This window comes from Rhizobium sp. BK619 (genome assembly GCF_014195245.1).
Lineage (GTDB): Bacteria > Pseudomonadota > Alphaproteobacteria > Rhizobiales > Rhizobiaceae > Rhizobium > Rhizobium acidisoli.
The window spans coordinates 88,581-105,370 of sequence record NZ_JACIBH010000003.1 but is presented as its reverse complement, the minus strand read 5'-3'; the positions used below and the strand labels follow the sequence as shown (position 1 = coordinate 105,370).

Sequence of the window (16,790 nt, the reverse complement as noted above, 5' to 3'; positions counted from 1 at the left end):
GCGGATGACGATGAGATGGTCTAGAGCGGAAACCGATCCTCGCGGCGCGGGCTGCGCCCGTCCATGAAGCCGAGGTCACGCTTCAAGGAATCCGGTGTCGATTCAAGATCGAGTTTCGGGCGGCTTCTCCCGGGATTCCGGAGAAAGCCGATGACCAGCCGCAGAAAGCCGGAGCGCGCCGATTGGCGGACGTCGGCAAAAGTTTCGGCCGAAATCACATCGGCAAAGGTCTCAGCTGTAAAACGCTCATTGGCGAAATGGATGGCGGGAGGCATTGCCATGATCAGTACTCCTTCCTGGTGGATTGGCACTGATATTAATCCTGACTGCTGACAGTTTATGGCAGCAGCGTTTCAGTTCTCAAGCGGCACGTCCTGCTCGCGCCATTCCTTCAGAAGAACCGTGCGGCGGCGCGGATAGCGCACCTCATGCAGCGTCATGTCGATAATGCGGTCGGTGCGGAAATGGCGGAAGTCCTGGCGCAGTTCGCACCAGGCCATGAGGACCCGCACATGCTCGAAATAGCCGAGTGCGAAAGGCCAGACGCGGCGACGCGAGATCCGGCCCTGTTCGTCGCCGTAATGCAGTTCGAGAATACGCTCGAGGCGGATCGCCCGGCGGATGGCCGAAACGTCAGCCTTGTCCTCGTCCCGGCGCTTGGGGCCGACGAAAAGGGCGGCCGAATCGATCATGTCCCGCATATCGGCCGGCAGCACCGCAGCAATCTTGGCCAGCGCATCGGCGCCGGCGCCGGCCAGGCGCGGCTCGGCGGCGCGGGCGACCCAGCGCGAGCCGAGAACCAGCGCCTCCAGTTCTTCTTCGGAAAACATCATCGGCGGCAGCATGAAGCCGGGCTTCAGCACGTAGCCGATACCGGCTTCGCCTTCGATCATCGCCCCCTGGGCCTGCAGGCTGGCGATATCGCGATAGAGCGTGCGCAGGCTGACGCCGGTCTCCTCGGCAAGCACGATACCGGTCACCGGCCGCCGGTAACGCCGAAGCGTCTGGAGCAGCGTCAGCAGCCGTTCCGAGCGGGCGACCGGCATGGCGCTATCGCTTCCACTCCACCCAGTCGCGCATCAGGCGGTGGGCGATCGCCCCTTTCGGCGGCGAGGCCTTGCCTGTCGCGCTCGGGCGTTCCAGCATCTCGATCGTTTCCGCGCGGGTGAACCAGCGGCAATCCTCCAGCTCCGTCTCGTCGCGGGTGATTTCGGTGGATTTGGCCTCGGCGTAACAGCCGATCATCAGCGAGTGCGGCATCGGCCAGGGCTGCGAGGCGTGGTAGCGGATGCGACCGGTGCGGATGCCCGATTCCTCCAGCGTTTCGCGGCGCACGGCGTTTTCGATGGTCTCGCCGGGTTCGACGAAGCCGGCAAGACAGGAATACATGCCGGGCGCGAAATGCGGGCTGCGGCCGAGCAGGCAAAGGTCGCGGCTCTCGTCGATGGTCAGCATGATGACGACGGGGTCGGTGCGCGGGAAGATCATGTGTTCGCAGGCGGCGCAGACACGCTTGTAGCCGCCGATGTGGATCTCCATCGCCGAGCCGCAACGGCCGCAGAAGCGGTTGTCGCCATTCCAGCGGATGAGGCTCGCGGCCTGGGCGAATTCCCCGAGCAGCACCTCGTCGATCAGCATTTCGCGAAACAGCGTGCGGCCGTCGGCGGGCTTATACTGGCTGGCGAGGTTCTCTACGTCGATGCCGACGGGAACGGCAAGGCGCGGCTCGCCGGATTTGCGGTAGCCGAGAAGCACCGTCTCGTCCCAATCCGGCTGCAATTCCTTCAGCTCGTAGCGGGCAAAGAGCGGATCGAGCACCTGGCCGTCATGCTTCAGCACCAGCTTATCCCCAGCGAAGGCGAAGATATGCGTGCCGTCCCTTGCCAGCGCCTTTTCGACGGAGTGTTCGTCGCGATGCTCGGAATCGCGATTGAGGTCGTTGGCGGCAAAAGCCGTGAGATTGCTGGGTTCGGGATGCGGCACATCCGAATCGAAAAGCGAATGACTCATGATGAAAGGGCTTCCCGCAGCTTCGCTATGAATTCGTCTCTCTTTCCGTCCTCGTAAGGCTCCGCCTGTCCGAAGCCCCAGACGGGACCCGGCCAGTTGGCATCGCCTTCGAAGCGGGCAATGACATGAACATGAAGCTGGCGGACGATATTGCCAAGAGCCCCGATATTGATTTTTGCAGCACCGGTGATCTCTTTCAGCGCTTTGGCGACAAGCTCGGTCTCGAAGGCAAGCAGCACCTGGTCGAGCGGCGTCAGCTCGAAGATTTCGGTGATTTCAGCCCGACGCGGCACGAGAATGAGCCAGGGCCAGCGGGCATCTTTCGACAATCTCAGATCACAGAGACCGGTGACCATGATGCTGACGCTGTCGTTTTCCAGCCGGGGGTCGAGCGCGAAACCTTTCAAAGGGCATTCTCCTCATGTTTTCCAACGACTAGCAGTTTTTTCGCATGTTGGCTTGCTTTTGATGACGATATTGCCGATATGTGCATCCGGGAGGTTGGTGGTGGACGAGCCACTCGCCAACCGGGTCAGGTCCGGAAGGAAGCAGCCCTAACGAGCCCGGCACGGGTCATCGTGCCAGCCTCCCACCTTCTCTCCACGAAGTGCCCGACGATCCGGGCGACAAGCAGGGCGATGAGCGACACCGAGCGACAATCAAAAGATGCCGCCTCGACGGGCACCGGGTACCGGGTGCTGGCTCGCAAATACCGCCCCAAGGATTTCACGGACCTGATGGTCGGCCAGGAGCCGATGGTCCGCACGCTGACCAACGCCTTCGAAACCGGCCGCATCGCACAAGCCTATATGCTGACCGGCGTGCGCGGCGTCGGCAAGACGACGACGGCGCGCATCCTGGCGCGGGCGCTGAATTACAAGACATCCGATGTCGACAAGCCGACGATCGACCTTCGCACGCCCGGCGAACACTGCCAGGCGATCATGGAAGGCCGGCATGTCGACGTGATCGAAATGGATGCCGCCTCCCATACCGGCATCGACGATATAAGAGAGATCATCGAGCAGGTGCGCTACCGGCCGGTTTCGGCGCGCTACAAGGTCTATATCATCGACGAAGTGCACATGCTGTCGACGCAGGCCTTCAACGGCTTGTTGAAGACGCTGGAAGAGCCGCCGGAGCACGTGAAGTTCATCTTCGCCACCACCGAAATCCGCAAGGTGCCGATCACCGTGCTGTCGCGCTGCCAGCGTTTCGACCTGCGCCGCATCAGCGCGTCGGATCTCGTCGGGCTGTTTTCGACAATCGCCGCCAAGGAAGGCATCGAGGCCGAACCGGATGCGCTGGCGATGATTGCACGCGCGGCCGAAGGCTCGGCGCGTGACGGGCTGTCGCTGCTCGATCAGGCGATCGCCCATGGCGCAGGTGCGGTGCAGGCGGAAGCCGTGCGCGGAATGCTCGGCCTTGCCGACCGCGCCCGGATCGTCGACCTCTTCCAGCATGTGGTCAAGGGAGACGTCGCCGCAGCCCTCGGCGAATTCCAGAGCCAATACGAGGCCGGCGCCAATCCGGTGGTGGTGCTGACCGATCTTGCCGATTTCACCCATTTGGTGACGCGGCTGAAATATGTGCCGGATGCGGCGAACGATCCCTCGCTCAGCGAAGTCGAGCGCACCAAGGCGGCGGAATTCGCCAAAGGCGTCGCAGTCACGACGCTGTCGCGCATCTGGCAGATGCTGCTGAAGGGCATTCCGGAAACGGAAGGCTCGTCGCGGACGGCGGGTGCGGCCGAAATGGTGCTGATCCGCCTCGCGCATGCCGCGCATCTGCCGGCGCCCGAGGATGCGGCGCGGCGGCTTGGCGAATTTTCCGGCGACAATGCCGGCCCGCGGCCTTCCTCCTCGCCATCAGGCAATGGCGGCGGCAGCGGCACGCGTGTTCCCTATCAAAGCAGCGTCGCGGCACGCGCGCCAGAAATCGCGCCTGGCAAGCCGCAGGCGTCCGCGCCGGTGGCGATGTTGCGCGCCGTGCCGAGCAGCCAGCCCGAGACGATGCCTGTCGGACGGATCGAGACGAAACCGGCTGAGACACCGAAGCCGCTCGTCCCGGTCAATTCGGTCAGCGATATCGTCGAGCTCGCCGCCGAGAAGCGGGACGTCAAGCTGAAGGCGCTGGTGCGCAACTTCGTGCGGCCCGTCCGCATCGAACCCGGCCGGCTTGATGTGAACCTCACCGAGGGCGCACCAGGCACGCTGCTCAACGAGCTTGCCGTCAAGCTCAAGGAATGGACGGGCATCCATTGGATCGTCAGCACCAGCCGTGAAGAAGGCGGGCCGACGATGGTGGAGGCGGAAGCCAAGGCTCAGCAACAGCGCGTCAGCGATGCACGCCAAGACCCTGATGTCGCGGCGATCCTTGCACAGTTTCCGGGCGCCAAGATCATCGACGTGCGCGTAAGGGCGCCGACGCCGGAGGAGGAAGCCGAAGAGGCGATCCCGCCTGCCGCCGCCGAATCGGAAGACGGTGATATCCTGCCCGGCGATGACATAGAATTCTGATTTCAAGAAGGAGCGAGACGATGCGCGACATCATGGGCATGATGGGCAAAGTCAAGGAAATGCAGGCCAAGATGGAGCAGATGCAGGCGGAGATCGCCGAGCTCACGGCCGAAGGCAAAGCCGGCGGCGGCCTCGTTACCGTCATCATCTCCGGCAAGGGCGAGCTGAAGAGCCTGAAGATCGATCCGTCGCTGTTCAAGGAAGACGATGTCGAGATCCTCGAGGACCTGATCGTCGCCGCCCATAAGGACGCCAAGGACAAGGCCGAAGCGCTCGCCGCCGAAAAGACCAAGGCGCTGACCGCCGGCCTGCCGATCCCGCCCGGCTTCAAGCTGCCGTTCTGAGAGCAGGCAATTCGCCTTCTAAAGTATTTCCGCTTGCTTCGAATTTGCGCAGATATTCAAAAGCGCATCGCATGAAATCTTATTCATGCGATGCGCTTTTTGTTTTGAAGCATGTCGTTATCGTGGAGCCTCTGCACGCTCCCAGCGACATGCTTTATTTCTTTGCCTTCAAGTAGTTCTCGAAACAAAAAACACGCCATAGTTTTGCTGGAATTGCTCTCATATTTCTCAACAAGTAAACCCAATATCTCAAAGGCTTTTCATGAATATCGCTGGCGTTTTTCGCCTTTTCCTCGCCGCCGCCTTGGCCATGCCGACGGTTGTCAATGCGGGTCAGTGCGATCGAAACAAACGTGTTTATGTCTTTGATCAGTCTAATCCGGGCGACGACACTAAAATCTTCTACAAGGTGCGCGCTGGAGAACATCCATTCTATGCGGAACTGGTAAGATTTGAAACTTGGCGAAAATCCAAACTGGTTTGGTCTATCGACGGCGTTGTCATATGCAGCGATGTGATACCCATGTGCAATTTAGACTTGCCTACCGCCAAGAAAAATAGTGACAAATCCGTGGCTTACGAGTGCTTTAAAGAAATCAATGATCCGGCTACATCCAATGAGCAGACGGCACCGTTCATGATCCCGGTCACCGACATTTCCTCCGGCGATCAAACGCCGTACATTGCCTTCGGTAATTTGACCGCCTTCTCCATCGCCTGCAGCAAGCACATGGGCGTCCAAGTTAAGCGGAAGGATCTGCTAACCGAAGACGAACGGAAAATTGGATTCATATTGCCTCCTTTTGTTCGGCTAGATTCATGCCAGGAATAGCTTCGGCGCGGATGCGATCGCCATTGTTGGTGCGCACTGCCCTTTATATTCCGAGCTCCAATATCGCCCGCAGCTTGTAGTGGATGGGAGCAGCGAGATATCGCGCCCGGTCCGCCTCCGAAAGCCGCCGGCCGAAGGTTTCCATTAGTTCCGGCATCATCACCCTTTCTCCGGGAAAAGGCTGATATTCCACCGGCGTCCCGGCTTCGGCCACGCCACCCGTGACAACCCGGCAATAAATGCCGGGTCGGGCGGCGGCGGTATAGCGCTTGACGAATTTCGGATCGTTCATTTTGGCGGCGAAGGTGGCGCAGGGGATACGGCATGCGCTGACTTCGAGGTCGAGATCGCCCGATATGAATCGGTCGCCGACGGAAACGTCGCGATTGTCGAGGCCTGAGATCACCATGTTTTCGCCGAAGGTGCCGGGCTCGTACGGGCGGCCGAGTTGCTGCGCCCACCAGTCGAGCGTCAGCGATCCCTCGATATAGACGGCCTGATCGACGCCGCCATGGTGTTTGCGGTTGCAGATGGCATCACCGACCAGCCCTTCGGCATCGATCATCACCGCGCCGTTGACGGCATGTTTGAAGATGCCGGTCTTGTAGCTCTTGCCGGGCAGCCTTTCCGGATTGCCGATGCAAAGCGCCAGGATTTTCATGGGACGGCCGATCCTTCCGCGATTCCGTTTTCGTTGCATATCAGCTAAGAACGGCGCATGGCAAAACGAGTCACCGGCCCCGAAATCGAAAAACTCATCCAGCTTCTGGCGAAGGTGCCGGGCCTCGGGCCGCGCTCGGCGCGCCGGGCGGCACTGCATCTGATCAAGAAAAAGGACCAGCTGCTGGGGCCCCTGTCGAATGCGATGGGTGAGGCTTACGACAAGGTGAAGATCTGCTCGCGCTGCGGCAATGTCGATACCGTCGATCCCTGCACCGTCTGCACCGACACGCAGCGCGATCAATCCATCATCATCGTCGTCGAGGACGTATCCGACCTCTGGGCGCTGGAGCGGGCAGGCGCGATGAACGCCGCCTATCACGTGCTCGGCGGCACGCTGTCGCCGCTCGACGGGATCGGCCCTGACGATCTCAATATTCGCGGGCTGATCGACCGGATCGGTGAAGGCGGCATCCGGGAGCTGATCATCGCCGTCAACGCCACCGTCGAGGGACAGACGACAGCGCATTACATCACCGACCAGCTGCAGGGGCTTAACGTGAAGATCACCCGGCTGGCGCATGGCGTGCCGGTCGGTGGCGAGCTCGACTATCTCGACGAAGGCACGCTTGCCGCAGCACTTCGGGCACGGACGGTGATATGAAGGGCTTGCGTATGCCGAAAGATACCCCCCTCTGCCCTGCCGGGCATCTCCCCCACAAGGGGGGAGATCGGCAAGTTTCACCGGCGTCGCGAAATTTTGACCGCGCGCCAGGCGGCGGCGATCTGCAGCGTTTGGTTCGGACGAGAGGGTGCCCCCAGCCGATCTCCCCCCTTGTGGGGGAGATGTCCGGCAGGACAGAGGGGGGTGTTCCACGACGGCTGCGGATATTCGCATTGGCGATAATGACCGCCCTCCTCCCCCTCTCCGCACACGCAGCCCCTTCAAAAACCGATGTCGAGGCGCAGTTCGAGACGTGGGTGCAGAAGGACCTCTGGCCGGAGGCGAAGGCGAACGGGATTTCCGAGAAGAGCTTCAAGGCCGCTTTCTCCGGCATCACCCTGAACTGGAACCTGCCCGATCTCGCCCCGCCCGGTTTCCCGCCGCCGAAGGAGCAGAAGCAGACGCAGGCGGAGTTTTCCTCGCCCGGTCCCTATTTCAACGAGGACCATCTGAAGAGGCTTGCCGCAACCGGCCGCGGCTTTGCCGCGCAATATGGCTCGACGCTGAAGCGGATCGAGAAGACCTATGGTGTGCCGGGGCCGATCGTGCTGGCCATCTGGGGTCGGGAGACCGGCTTCGGCGCCGCGAAGATCCCGAATTCGGCGATCGAGGTGCTGGCGACCAAGGCCTTCATGTCGACGCGCAAGGAGATGTTCCGCACCGAACTGGTGGCGGCGCTGCATATTCTCGACGGCGGCGACGTGACGCCTGCCGATTTCAAGGGTTCGTGGGCCGGCGCGCTCGGGCAGCCGCAATTCATGCCGACGAGCTACCTGAAATATGCCGTCGATTTCGACGGCGACGGCCATCGCAATATCTGGACCTCGGTGCCGGATACGCTCGCCTCGATCGCCAATTTCCTGGTCAAGAAGGGCTGGCAGCGTGACCGCGACTGGGGCTTCGAGGTGTCGATACCAGAGGCGGTCTCCTGCGCGCAGGAAGGCCCGGATCTGGCAAAGCCGCTGTCGCACTGGGCCTCGCTCGGCATCGACCGCATCTCCGGCAAGGATTTCCCCTCAAGCGAGATGAAGGCCGAGGGCATGATGCTGGTTCCGGCGGGCCGCGACGGGCCTGAGTTCATCGTCACGCCGAATTTCTACATCATCAAGGAATACAATAATTCCGATCTCTACGCGCTCTATATCGGCAATCTCGCCGACCGGATCGGCTCGAATGGCGGCGCCTTTCAGGGTCGCTGGGGCGATGTCGGCAAGATGCTGCGCTCGGATGTCGCCGCCATGCAGAAGGCGCTGGAACGGCAGGGCTACGATGTCGGCGGTTCCGACGGCCTGCCGGGCTACAAGACCCGGCGTTCGATCGGCCAGTGGCAGGCGAAGAACGGCATGAAGCCGACCTGCTTTCCCGAAGCCACGATGAAAGGCAAGCTCAAGTAGCGTTCAGAGATTGCGCTTCAGCCCTTCGTGGCTCGCGACGAAGCCAAGCCTCTCGTAGAAGCGGATCGAATCCGCCCGCGTCTTGTCCGATGTCAGCTGCACGAGGCCGCAGCCGCGCGCGGCGCATTGGCCAATCGCCCATTCGATGAATGCGGAGCCGAGGCCCGAGCCGCGAAGATCGCTCGCGACGCGCACGCTTTCGATCTGGCCGCGCCACATGCCCGTCCTCGACAGGCCGGGAATGAAGCTCAGTTGCAGACAGCCGACCACCCGATCGGAAGCGTCGATTGCAACGGCCAGAAGCTGATTGGCATCCGCCTCGATCGCGGCAAAGGCCGAGAGATAACGCGCGTCGACGGGCTCCGAGATGATCTCTCTGGTGCGGCCGAGATCGTCATCGGCCAGAAGCCGGACGATGGCGCCAAGATCGGATTGGCGGGCAAGCCTGAAATTATACATGACTCACCTCAATGATGCAGATCGATCGGCGCCTTGTGGAAGACGTCGGTATCGGGCGGAATGGCCTGGCGTTCGATCATGCGGTGGACATGCAGCGGGCCTTCGCCGCGATGAAGCGCACGAAGTCTGTCGGTGTTTTCAGCATCGGCCTGCGTGCGCCGCTGGTTGTGTCTTATATATTCAACCCAGGTCGGCGTGTGATAGGTTTCCGTCCAGAGCCCGGGATTTTCGAGATCGCGCATCAGCGCCCAGTTGCGGGCGCCGTCGCGGATGCGGATGCGGCGGCGTTCGCCCATCAGCTGCATGAATTCGGCAAGGTCGTCATCTCCGATCTCATAATCGACCTGGATGACGATCGGGCCGCTGCGGGGGGTGATGTCGAGGCTGAGAGCCGGCTCGGTGAAGCGGTTCAGCGGATCGAGATTGAGCGAGGCAAAGGCCGGCATGGAAAAGGGCAGGCCGATCACGATGCCGAGCAGCATGACGACCGATGACATCAGCAGCGCGTCGGCGACACCGTAGCGATCGGCGGCCACACCCCAGAGCCAGCTGCCGCCGGCGATGCCGCCGAAGGTGACGGTCTGGTAGAGCGACAGCGCCCGTCCCACCACCCAGCGCGGCGTCGACAGCTGGACGATGGTGTTGAAGAGCGACAGTGCGGAGACCCAGCAGGCGCCGGAGATGAGCAACCCGGCCGAGGTCAGCACTGCGCTTGGGCTGAAGGCAGCGATGACGGCGCTCAGCGCGAAGCCTGTAAAGGCCAGACGGATGATCATCTCGCTCGACAGCATCTGGCGCAGCCGCGCATTCAACACCGCGCCGCCGATCGCGCCGATGCCGAAGGCGCCGAGCATGAAACCATAGGTCAGCGGGCCGCCGCCGACGAGATCGAGTGCCACGACCGGCAGCAGCGCCAGGATCGAGCTGGCGCCGATGCCGAAGAGCAGCCCCCGGAGGAGAACCTTTTCGAGATTGGGCGACATCGAGACATAACGCAGGCCGGCGAAGATGGCGCTGCCGAGCGCCTCGCGCGGCAGGGTCGAGACCGGCGTGCTCGGGCGCCAGCGCAGCAGGGCATAGATCAAAGCGAGGTAGCTCACGGTGTTCACCGCGAAGGCCGCCGCCGCGCCGGCTGCTGCGACGATGACACCGCCGATGGCCGGGCCGACGCTGCGGGTAATGTTGAAACCCATGCTGTTCAGCGTGACGGCGCCCGGCAGATCGGCGCGCGGCACCATGTCGCCGACCGAGGCCTGCCAGGAGGGATTGTTGAGTGCAGTGCCGCATCCAATCAGGAAGGTGAAGAAGAGCAGCAGCCAGGGTGTGATCCAGCCGAGAAGGGCGAAGATCGTCAGCAGAGCCGAGACCGTCAGCATCATGCACTGGGCCGTCAGCATCACCCGGCGGCGGTCGTAATTGTCGGCGAGAGCGCCCGAGATCAGCGAAAACAGCATGATCGGCAGCGCCGTCGAGGTCTGCACCAGCGCGACCATGTCCTCCGAGGCGGTGATCGTCGTCATCATCCAGGCAGCACCGACCGCCTGGATCAGGCCGCCGAAATTCGAGGACAGGCTGGCGAACCAGATGGTGCGGTAGGTATCGTGCCGCAAAGGCGCCAATGTCGACGAAGTGTAGGCCACGATTTCTCCGCTTTTGTTGTTGCGCCCCACGGCAATATATGCGCAAGACCGGCGCTGGCCATAGGTCTCTTCGCCTCGCCGGAAGCGAATTGGCCGAATCGGTCGCAGACCTTGCAATTTCGGAAAAACCCGACTATATGGCTCTCAAATTCTTGATCGCTTGATGAAGAGTGGGCCGCAAGGACCCGCTCTTTTTTATTAGCGCGATCCCTAAAAAACATGAAATTGCGAGGAGCGCATCGCTTGTCGGACATGACAAACGCAGGCAACGAACTTGAGCCGCGGCTGATTACCGAAACCGGGCTCGACCAGCGTCTTGCCGATATCATTGAACCCGTCCTGATCGGCATCGGCTTCCGGCTTATCCGCGTCCGCATGCTGAACCAGAACGGCGTGACGATGCAGGTGATGGCCGAACGCAACGACGGGACGATGACGGTTCAGGACTGCGAAGAAGTCTCGATGGCGATTTCTCCTGTCCTCGATGTGGAAGATCCGGTCGATAAAGAGTATCATCTCGAAGTGTCTTCGCCCGGCATCGACCGTCCGATGGTGCGGAAATCCGATTTCGTCCGCTGGCAGGGCCACCTTGTGAAATGCGAGACGTCGATTTTGATCGACAATCGCAAGCGCTTCCGCGGCAAGATCGTCGAGGCAGGCGTCGATGGTTTCACGCTCGAGCGTGACCAGGTCGCTTACGGGGAAGAGCAGAAGGTCACCATTCCCTTCACGGCGCTTAGCGATGCGAAGCTCATTCTGACCGACGACCTGATCCGTGATGCGTTGCGCGCCGACAAGCTGGCGAAAGCCCAGGCCGCCAACCAGAACGAAGCGGACGACCAGGAATAACCGATCAACAGACCGCTACAGGGACGGGAACCCTGGAGTAAAGACGGAGAAACAAGACAATGGCAGTCAGTGCGAACCGGCTCGAACTTCTGCAGATCGCAGATGCAGTGGCGCGCGAAAAGGTCATCGACCGCGAGATCGTGCTGGCCGCAATGGCCGACGCCATCCAGAAGGCGGCACGCTCCCGTTACGGCACCGAGTCCAACATCCGGGCCGACATCAATCCGAAGACCGGCGAAATCCGTCTGCAGCGCCTGCTCGAAGTCGTCGACAAGGCCGAGGATTATTCGACGCAGATCCCGCTGGAGCTTGCCCGCGACCGCAACCCGGACGCCGCACTCGGCGATTTCATCGCCGATCCACTGCCGCCGATGGATTTCGGCCGTATCGCCGCACAGTCCGCCAAGCAGGTGATCGTGCAGAAGGTGCGTGAAGCCGAGCGCGACCGCCAGTTCGACGAATTCAAGGATCGCGTCGGCGAAATCGTCAACGGCACGGTCAAGCGCGTCGAATATGGCAATGTCATCGTCGATCTCGGCCGTGGCGAAGGCATCATCCGCCGCGACGAAATGATCCCGCGCGAAAACGTCCGTTATGGTGATCGCGTCCGTGCCTATGTCTATGATGTCCGTCGCGAACAGCGCGGCCCGCAGATCTTCCTGTCGCGCACGCATCCGCAGTTCATGGTGAAGCTGTTCACCATGGAAGTACCCGAGATTTACGACGGCATCATCCAGGTGAAGTCGGTCGCCCGCGATCCGGGCTCGCGCGCCAAGATCGCCGTGATCTCGAACGACAGTTCGATCGATCCGGTCGGCGCCTGCGTCGGTATGCGCGGTTCGCGCGTTCAGGCCGTCGTCGGCGAGCTTCAGGGTGAGAAGATCGACATCATTCCGTGGAGCCAGGACCCGGCGACCTTCGTCGTCAACGCCCTGCAGCCGGCCGAAGTCGCCAAGGTCGTTCTTGACGAGGACGCCGAGCGTATCGAAGTCGTCGTTCCCGACGAACAGCTGTCGCTTGCGATCGGCCGCCGCGGCCAGAACGTCCGCCTCGCCTCGCAGCTGACCGGCTGGGACATCGACATCATGACGGAGGCCGAGGAATCGGAACGCCGCCAGAAGGAATTCAACGAGCGCACCAACCTGTTCATGGATTCGCTCGACGTCGATGAAATGGTCGGCCAGGTTCTAGCCTCTGAAGGCTTTGCCGCGGTCGAAGAACTGGCCTATGTCGATCTCGACGAAATCTCCTCGATCGACGGTTTCGACGAAGAGACGGCGCAGGAAATCCAGCAGCGTGCCCGCGAATTCCTCGAGCGTCTCGAAGCCGAGATGGACGAGAAGCGCAAGGCGCTCGGCGTTCAGGACGAGCTGCGCGAAATCAACGGCATCACCGCCCAGATGATGGTGGCGCTCGGCGAAGACGGCATCAAGACGATCGAGGACTTTGCCGGTTGTGCCGCCGACGACCTCGTCGGCTGGTCGGAACGCAAGAACGGCGAAACGAAGAAGTTCGAAGGCCTGTTCTCGAAGTTCGACGTCTCGCGCGTCGAAGCCGAACAGATGATCGTCCAGGCCCGCCTTTCGGCCGGCTGGATCACCGAAGAGGACCTGGCTAAGGGGACCGAAGAAGAGGTCACCGAAGCCGAACAGGAAGTATGATGACCGCGCATGAGCCGGACGCTCTCCCTGATGAGGACGACGATCTTGCAGGTTATGACGTGAACGGACGCATGTGCATCGTGACGCGCGAAAGCGGATCGCCGGAAGAGCTGATCCGCTTCGTTGCCGCTCCCGATGGAACGATTGTCGCCGACCTGAAGCGCGAGCTTCCGGGACGCGGATGCTGGGTGAAGATCGACCGGTCGCTGGTCGACAGGGCAGTGGCGAAGAAACTCTTTGCCCGCGCGCTGAAAATGGATGTGAAGGCGGCGGACGATCTCGGCGCGAGCGTCGATCGGCTGCTCGCGGCGCAATTGATGCAGATGATGAACATGGCGCGGAAAGCCGGCCAGTTCGTCAGCGGATCCTCGAAAGTGGATGCCGCAGTCAGAAGCGGGGCAGCCCTTGCGGTGTTCCATGCGACTGATGCAGCGGACGACGGCGTCCGGAAAATCGACCAGGCCCGCAAGGCCTGGCACCTCGGAATGGAGACCGAGGAGGAGATACCTTCCTTCCGTCTCTTCTCGGAGAGCGAAATGGAAGGCCTGATGGGCCAGAATGCTTTTATCCATGCCGCAGTGCTTGCAGGGCAGGCGGGTGAGGGTGTAGTGAAGCGCGCAAAGATGCTCGAACAGTACCGTATTGGCGGTCAGTCCCGGGCAGCAGCGGGCGACGCTGGCCGGCAAAAACAATGAGGCGGTCACCGGCATCGGCCGGTCGCATTCTCATTGATCGACAGTATTGAACGACAGGGTCTGATCTAGTCATCGCTCCCTGTCCGAAGGAACGGGAACGAATGACCGATAGTAACGACGACAAGACAATCAGCGTGACGGGCAAAAAGACGCTTTCCCTGAAACCATCGGGGATGAGCCAGGGCACCGTTCGCCAGGATATGGGTCGAGGTCGCACCAAGGCGGTTGTCGTCGAGACCCGCAAGCGGCGCCCGATGCGCCCGGAAGACGAAAAGCCGATCACACCTGCCGCTCCGGTGGCCCCTGTGCGTGCTGCCGAACCGGCGCCCGCGCCTGTGCAGGCGCGCCCGCAGCAGCCGACGCCGGCACCGCGGATCCAGCAGGGCAACAACAACAGCCAGACGAACCAACGTCCGCAGCAGTCTCACCAGTCGCCGCGCCAGAACGATCGTCCGCGTCCGGTGGTGCTGAACCATCTGTCGCCTGAGGAAATGGACGCCCGCCGCCGTGCGCTTGCCGACGCTCAGGCGCGTGACGCCCAGGATGCGATCCGCCGCGCCGAGGACGAAAAGCGCCGTGCCGCCGAAGAGGTTGTCCGCAAGGCAGCCGAAGCGGAAGAAGCTGCCCGCAGGGCCGCTGAAGAGGCCATCCGCCAGGCTGAGGCGCCCGCCGTGGTTGCTGAACCTGCTGCCGCAGCAGCGGCTCCGGCCGAAGCACGCGCCGACGCCCCGCAGCAGCCGGCATCGTCGGCACCTGCCGCGCGCCGGCCCGATGCGGCTGGAGCACCGGCTGCTGCCCGCCCGGCAGCGGGCGCTGCTGTTCCCGGCGCCGTTCGCGGCCGCCGCGACGAAAAGGAAGAAGAAGATCGGGGTGCCGCGCGCGGCGGTCCGGTCCGTGGCCGTGTCGTTCGCCCGGAACCGGCAAAGCCGGTCACCACGCGTCCGAAGACGGATGAAGAGCGCCGTCGCGGCAAGCTGACGATCTCTACTGCCAACGTCGACGGCGACGACAATGCCCGCGGGCGTTCGCTCTCGGCGATGCGCCGCCGGCAGGAGAAGTTCCGCCGCGGTCAGATGCAGGAAACCCGCGAGAAGATCTCCCGCGAGGTGGTTCTGCCGGAGACCATCACCATTCAGGAACTGTCGCAGCGCATGTCCGAACGCGCCGTCGACGTCATCAAGTACCTGATGAAGGAAGGCCAGATGATGAAGCCGGGCGACGTCATCGACGCCGACCTTGCCGAACTCATCGCCAGCGAATTCGGCCATACGGTCCGGCGCGTGTCGGAATCCGACGTCGAACTCGGCATCTTCAACGTCTCCGACGAGGATGGCGAACTGGTTTCGCGCCCGCCCGTCGTCACCATCATGGGCCATGTCGACCACGGCAAGACCTCGCTGCTCGACGCCATCCGCCATGCCAACGTGGTCTCCGGCGAAGCCGGCGGCATCACGCAGCATATCGGCGCCTATCAGGTGGAGCAGAGCGGCCAGAAGATCACCTTCATCGACACCCCCGGCCACGCCGCCTTCACGGCCATGCGTGCCCGCGGCGCCCAGGCGACCGACATCGCGATCCTGGTCGTTGCAGCCGACGACAGCGTGATGCCGCAGACGATCGAATCGATCAACCACGCCAAGGCGGCCGGTGTTCCGATCATCGTTGCGATCAACAAGGTCGACAAACACGAGGCCGATCCGCAGAAGGTCCGCAACCAGCTGCTGCAGCACGAAGTCTTCGTGGAATCCATGGGCGGTGAAGTGCTCGACGTCGAAGTTTCGGCCAAAACCGGCAAGAACCTCGACAAGCTGCTCGAGGCGATCCTGCTGCAGGCGGAAATTCTCGACCTCAAGGCCAACCCGAACCGGACTGCCGAAGGCACCGTCATCGAAGCCCAGCTCGATCGTGGCCGCGGTTCGGTCGCGACCGTGCTCGTCCAGAAGGGCACGCTGCGTCCGGGCCAGATCATCGTCGCCGGCGACGTCTGGGGCCGCGTACGCGCGCTCGTCACCGACAAGGGCGACCATGTGAAGGAAGCGGGTCCCGCGACCCCGGTCGAGGTTCTCGGTCTTTCCGGCACGCCGCAGGCGGGCGACAAGTTCGCCGTCGTCGAAAGCGAAAGCCGCGCCCGCGAGATCTCGGAATATCGTCAGCGTCTGGCCCGCGACAAGGCGGCTGCCCGCCAGTCGGGACAGCGCGGTTCGCTGGAACAGATGATGATGCAGCGCCAGAGCGCCGGCATCAAGGAGTTCCCGCTGGTTATCAAGGGTGACGTACAGGGCTCGATCGAAGCGATTGCCGGCGCACTTGAGAAGCTCGGCACCGACGAGGTCCGCGCCCGCATCGTCCATTCGGGCGCCGGCGGCATCACCGAGTCGGATATCTCGCTCGCCGAAGCCTCGAACGCGGCCATCATCGGCTTCAACGTTCGTGCCAATACGCAGGCACGCCAGTTCGCCGAGCGCGAAGGTATCGAAATCCGCTACTACAACATCATCTACGATCTGGTGGATGACGTGAAGGCGGCGATGTCGGGCCTGCTCTCTCCGGAACGGCGCGAAACCTTCATCGGCAATGCCGAAATCCTCGAAGTGTTCAACATCACCAAGGTTGGCAAGGTCGCAGGCTGCCGTGTCGTCGAAGGCAAGGTCGAACGTGGTGCGGGCGTCCGCCTCATCCGCAACGATGTCGTCGTTCACGAAGGCAAGCTCAAGACCCTCAAGCGCTTCAAGGACGAAGTGTCCGAAGTGCCGATGGGCCAGGAATGCGGCATGGCCTTCGAAAATTACGAGGATATGCGCGCCGGCGACGTCATCGAGTGCTTCCGCGTCGAACATATCACGCGCACGCTCTAAACCGCCGCGCTTTAAGCGCAGCATCAGCTTTCCGAAAGCCATTCGCCAGCCGGCGGATGGCTTTCGGGCATCCGCCGGCTTGACCTTTTCGGCCAAAGGAGTCATTGACGCTCTCCTTTGACGGGTTCGATTCCCAGCCGCATCGGCA

The 16,790-nt window shown here is 62.3% G+C and carries 16 protein-coding genes and 1 other RNA gene; 10 read left to right on the top strand and 7 right to left on the bottom strand.

From position 1 onward, the window contains the following. Positions 1-20: 20 nt before the first annotated feature. The 4 genes from FHX14_RS06195 to FHX14_RS06180 all read right to left on the bottom strand — a co-directional run bounded on the left by FHX14_RS06195 (position 21) and on the right by FHX14_RS06180 (position 2,417). Positions 21-281: a hypothetical protein gene (locus FHX14_RS06195; protein WP_184376580.1), complete on the bottom strand. Its 261-nt coding sequence runs from the start codon at positions 279-281 to the stop codon at positions 21-23. A gap of 72 nt (positions 282-353) precedes the next feature. Continuing rightward, positions 354-1,046, bottom strand: a complete 693-nt coding sequence (locus tag FHX14_RS06190) for a YafY family protein (RefSeq protein ID WP_003589329.1) — start codon at positions 1,044-1,046, stop codon at positions 354-356. 4 nt (positions 1,047-1,050) lie between these two features. Then, positions 1,051-2,010: an NAD(+) diphosphatase gene (gene nudC / locus FHX14_RS06185; RefSeq protein ID WP_054182194.1), complete on the bottom strand. Its 960-nt coding sequence runs from the start codon at positions 2,008-2,010 to the stop codon at positions 1,051-1,053. Beyond that, positions 2,007-2,417, bottom strand: a complete 411-nt coding sequence (locus FHX14_RS06180; RefSeq protein ID WP_184376579.1) for an HIT family protein — start codon at positions 2,415-2,417, stop codon at positions 2,007-2,009. Before FHX14_RS06180 ends, nudC begins: the two co-directional genes overlap by 4 nt. Positions 2,418-2,506: 89 nt before the next feature. Here FHX14_RS06180 and ffs point away from each other — a divergent pair. From ffs to FHX14_RS06160, 4 genes are all read left to right on the top strand, one after another. Continuing rightward, an RNA gene (ffs, locus tag FHX14_RS06175) (signal recognition particle sRNA small type) lies at positions 2,507-2,603 on the top strand. A 45-nt stretch (positions 2,604-2,648) separates the two neighbouring features. Beyond that, positions 2,649-4,529, top strand: a complete 1,881-nt coding sequence (locus FHX14_RS06170; RefSeq protein ID WP_184376578.1) for a DNA polymerase III subunit gamma/tau — start codon at positions 2,649-2,651, stop codon at positions 4,527-4,529. A 20-nt stretch (positions 4,530-4,549) separates the two neighbouring features. Continuing rightward, positions 4,550-4,873, top strand: a complete 324-nt coding sequence (locus tag FHX14_RS06165; RefSeq protein WP_003571208.1) for a YbaB/EbfC family nucleoid-associated protein — start codon at positions 4,550-4,552, stop codon at positions 4,871-4,873. Positions 4,874-5,135: 262 nt separating this feature from the next. Further along, entirely contained in the window at positions 5,136-5,705 is a 570-nt protein-coding gene (locus FHX14_RS06160; RefSeq protein ID WP_184376577.1) for a hypothetical protein, read from the top strand. A gap of 43 nt (positions 5,706-5,748) precedes the next feature. Here FHX14_RS06160 and FHX14_RS06155 read toward each other — a convergent pair whose 3' ends face one another. Continuing rightward, a complete protein-coding gene (locus FHX14_RS06155) occupies positions 5,749-6,366 on the bottom strand; it encodes an MOSC domain-containing protein (RefSeq protein WP_184376576.1) in 618 nt (205 codons plus the stop codon). 57 nt (positions 6,367-6,423) lie between these two features. Between FHX14_RS06155 and recR the strand changes: the two genes are divergently transcribed. After that, positions 6,424-7,029: a recombination mediator RecR gene (recR, locus tag FHX14_RS06150; RefSeq protein ID WP_012559493.1), complete on the top strand. Its 606-nt coding sequence runs from the start codon at positions 6,424-6,426 to the stop codon at positions 7,027-7,029. Between the two features lie 182 nt (positions 7,030-7,211). Then, positions 7,212-8,483: a lytic murein transglycosylase gene (locus FHX14_RS06145; protein WP_037073379.1), complete on the top strand. Its 1,272-nt coding sequence runs from the start codon at positions 7,212-7,214 to the stop codon at positions 8,481-8,483. Between the two features lie 3 nt (positions 8,484-8,486). Here the strand turns inward: FHX14_RS06145 and FHX14_RS06140 are convergent, their stop codons facing one another. Then, positions 8,487-8,942 (bottom strand): GNAT family N-acetyltransferase, encoded by a 456-nt coding sequence (locus FHX14_RS06140; protein ID WP_003589341.1) that lies wholly within the window; start codon positions 8,940-8,942, stop codon positions 8,487-8,489. Positions 8,943-8,950: 8 nt separating this feature from the next. After that, on the bottom strand, positions 8,951-10,582 hold the full coding sequence (locus FHX14_RS06135; protein WP_184376575.1) for an MFS transporter: 1,632 nt from the start codon (positions 10,580-10,582) through the stop codon (positions 8,951-8,953). A 243-nt stretch (positions 10,583-10,825) separates the two neighbouring features. Here FHX14_RS06135 and rimP point away from each other — a divergent pair, with 243 nt between their 5' ends. The 4 genes from rimP (at position 10,826) to infB (ending at position 16,642) form a co-directional block, all read left to right on the top strand. Continuing rightward, entirely contained in the window at positions 10,826-11,431 is a 606-nt protein-coding gene (rimP, locus tag FHX14_RS06130; RefSeq protein ID WP_003589345.1) for a ribosome maturation factor RimP, read from the top strand. Positions 11,432-11,490: 59 nt separating this feature from the next. Further along, the gene (gene nusA / locus FHX14_RS06125; RefSeq protein ID WP_003589346.1) at positions 11,491-13,092 is read left to right on the top strand and encodes a transcription termination factor NusA; all 1,602 of its coding nucleotides are present in this window, start codon (positions 11,491-11,493) and stop codon (positions 13,090-13,092) included. Beyond that, on the top strand, positions 13,089-13,787 hold the full coding sequence (locus FHX14_RS06120) for an RNA-binding protein (RefSeq protein WP_172643259.1): 699 nt from the start codon (positions 13,089-13,091) through the stop codon (positions 13,785-13,787). The genes nusA and FHX14_RS06120 overlap by 4 nt, the downstream gene beginning before the upstream one ends. Positions 13,788-13,888: 101 nt before the next feature. Beyond that, positions 13,889-16,642: a translation initiation factor IF-2 gene (gene infB, locus FHX14_RS06115; protein ID WP_003589348.1), complete on the top strand. Its 2,754-nt coding sequence runs from the start codon at positions 13,889-13,891 to the stop codon at positions 16,640-16,642. The last annotated feature ends 148 nt before the right edge of the window (positions 16,643-16,790 follow it).

Bases quoted from the DNA above. Each gene is read 5' to 3' on its own strand.
- nudC (WP_054182194.1), bottom strand. From the start codon at position 2,010: ATGAGTCATTCGCTTTTCGATTCGGATGTGCCGCATCCCGAACCCAGC.
- FHX14_RS06145 (WP_037073379.1), top strand. From the start codon at position 7,212: ATGTCCGGCAGGACAGAGGGGGGTGTTCCACGACGGCTGCGGATATTC.
- recR (WP_012559493.1), top strand. From the start codon at position 6,424: ATGGCAAAACGAGTCACCGGCCCCGAAATCGAAAAACTCATCCAGCTT.
- FHX14_RS06170 (WP_184376578.1), top strand. From the start codon at position 2,649: ATGAGCGACACCGAGCGACAATCAAAAGATGCCGCCTCGACGGGCACC.
- FHX14_RS06120 (WP_172643259.1), top strand. From the start codon at position 13,089: ATGATGACCGCGCATGAGCCGGACGCTCTCCCTGATGAGGACGACGAT.
- FHX14_RS06155 (WP_184376576.1), bottom strand. From the start codon at position 6,366: ATGAAAATCCTGGCGCTTTGCATCGGCAATCCGGAAAGGCTGCCCGGC.
- infB (WP_003589348.1), top strand. From the start codon at position 13,889: ATGACCGATAGTAACGACGACAAGACAATCAGCGTGACGGGCAAAAAG.
- FHX14_RS06195 (WP_184376580.1), bottom strand. From the start codon at position 281: ATGGCAATGCCTCCCGCCATCCATTTCGCCAATGAGCGTTTTACAGCT.
- nusA (WP_003589346.1), top strand. From the start codon at position 11,491: ATGGCAGTCAGTGCGAACCGGCTCGAACTTCTGCAGATCGCAGATGCA.
- FHX14_RS06165 (WP_003571208.1), top strand. From the start codon at position 4,550: ATGCGCGACATCATGGGCATGATGGGCAAAGTCAAGGAAATGCAGGCC.
- FHX14_RS06190 (WP_003589329.1), bottom strand. From the start codon at position 1,046: ATGCCGGTCGCCCGCTCGGAACGGCTGCTGACGCTGCTCCAGACGCTT.
- FHX14_RS06160 (WP_184376577.1), top strand. From the start codon at position 5,136: ATGAATATCGCTGGCGTTTTTCGCCTTTTCCTCGCCGCCGCCTTGGCC.
- FHX14_RS06140 (WP_003589341.1), bottom strand. From the start codon at position 8,942: ATGTATAATTTCAGGCTTGCCCGCCAATCCGATCTTGGCGCCATCGTC.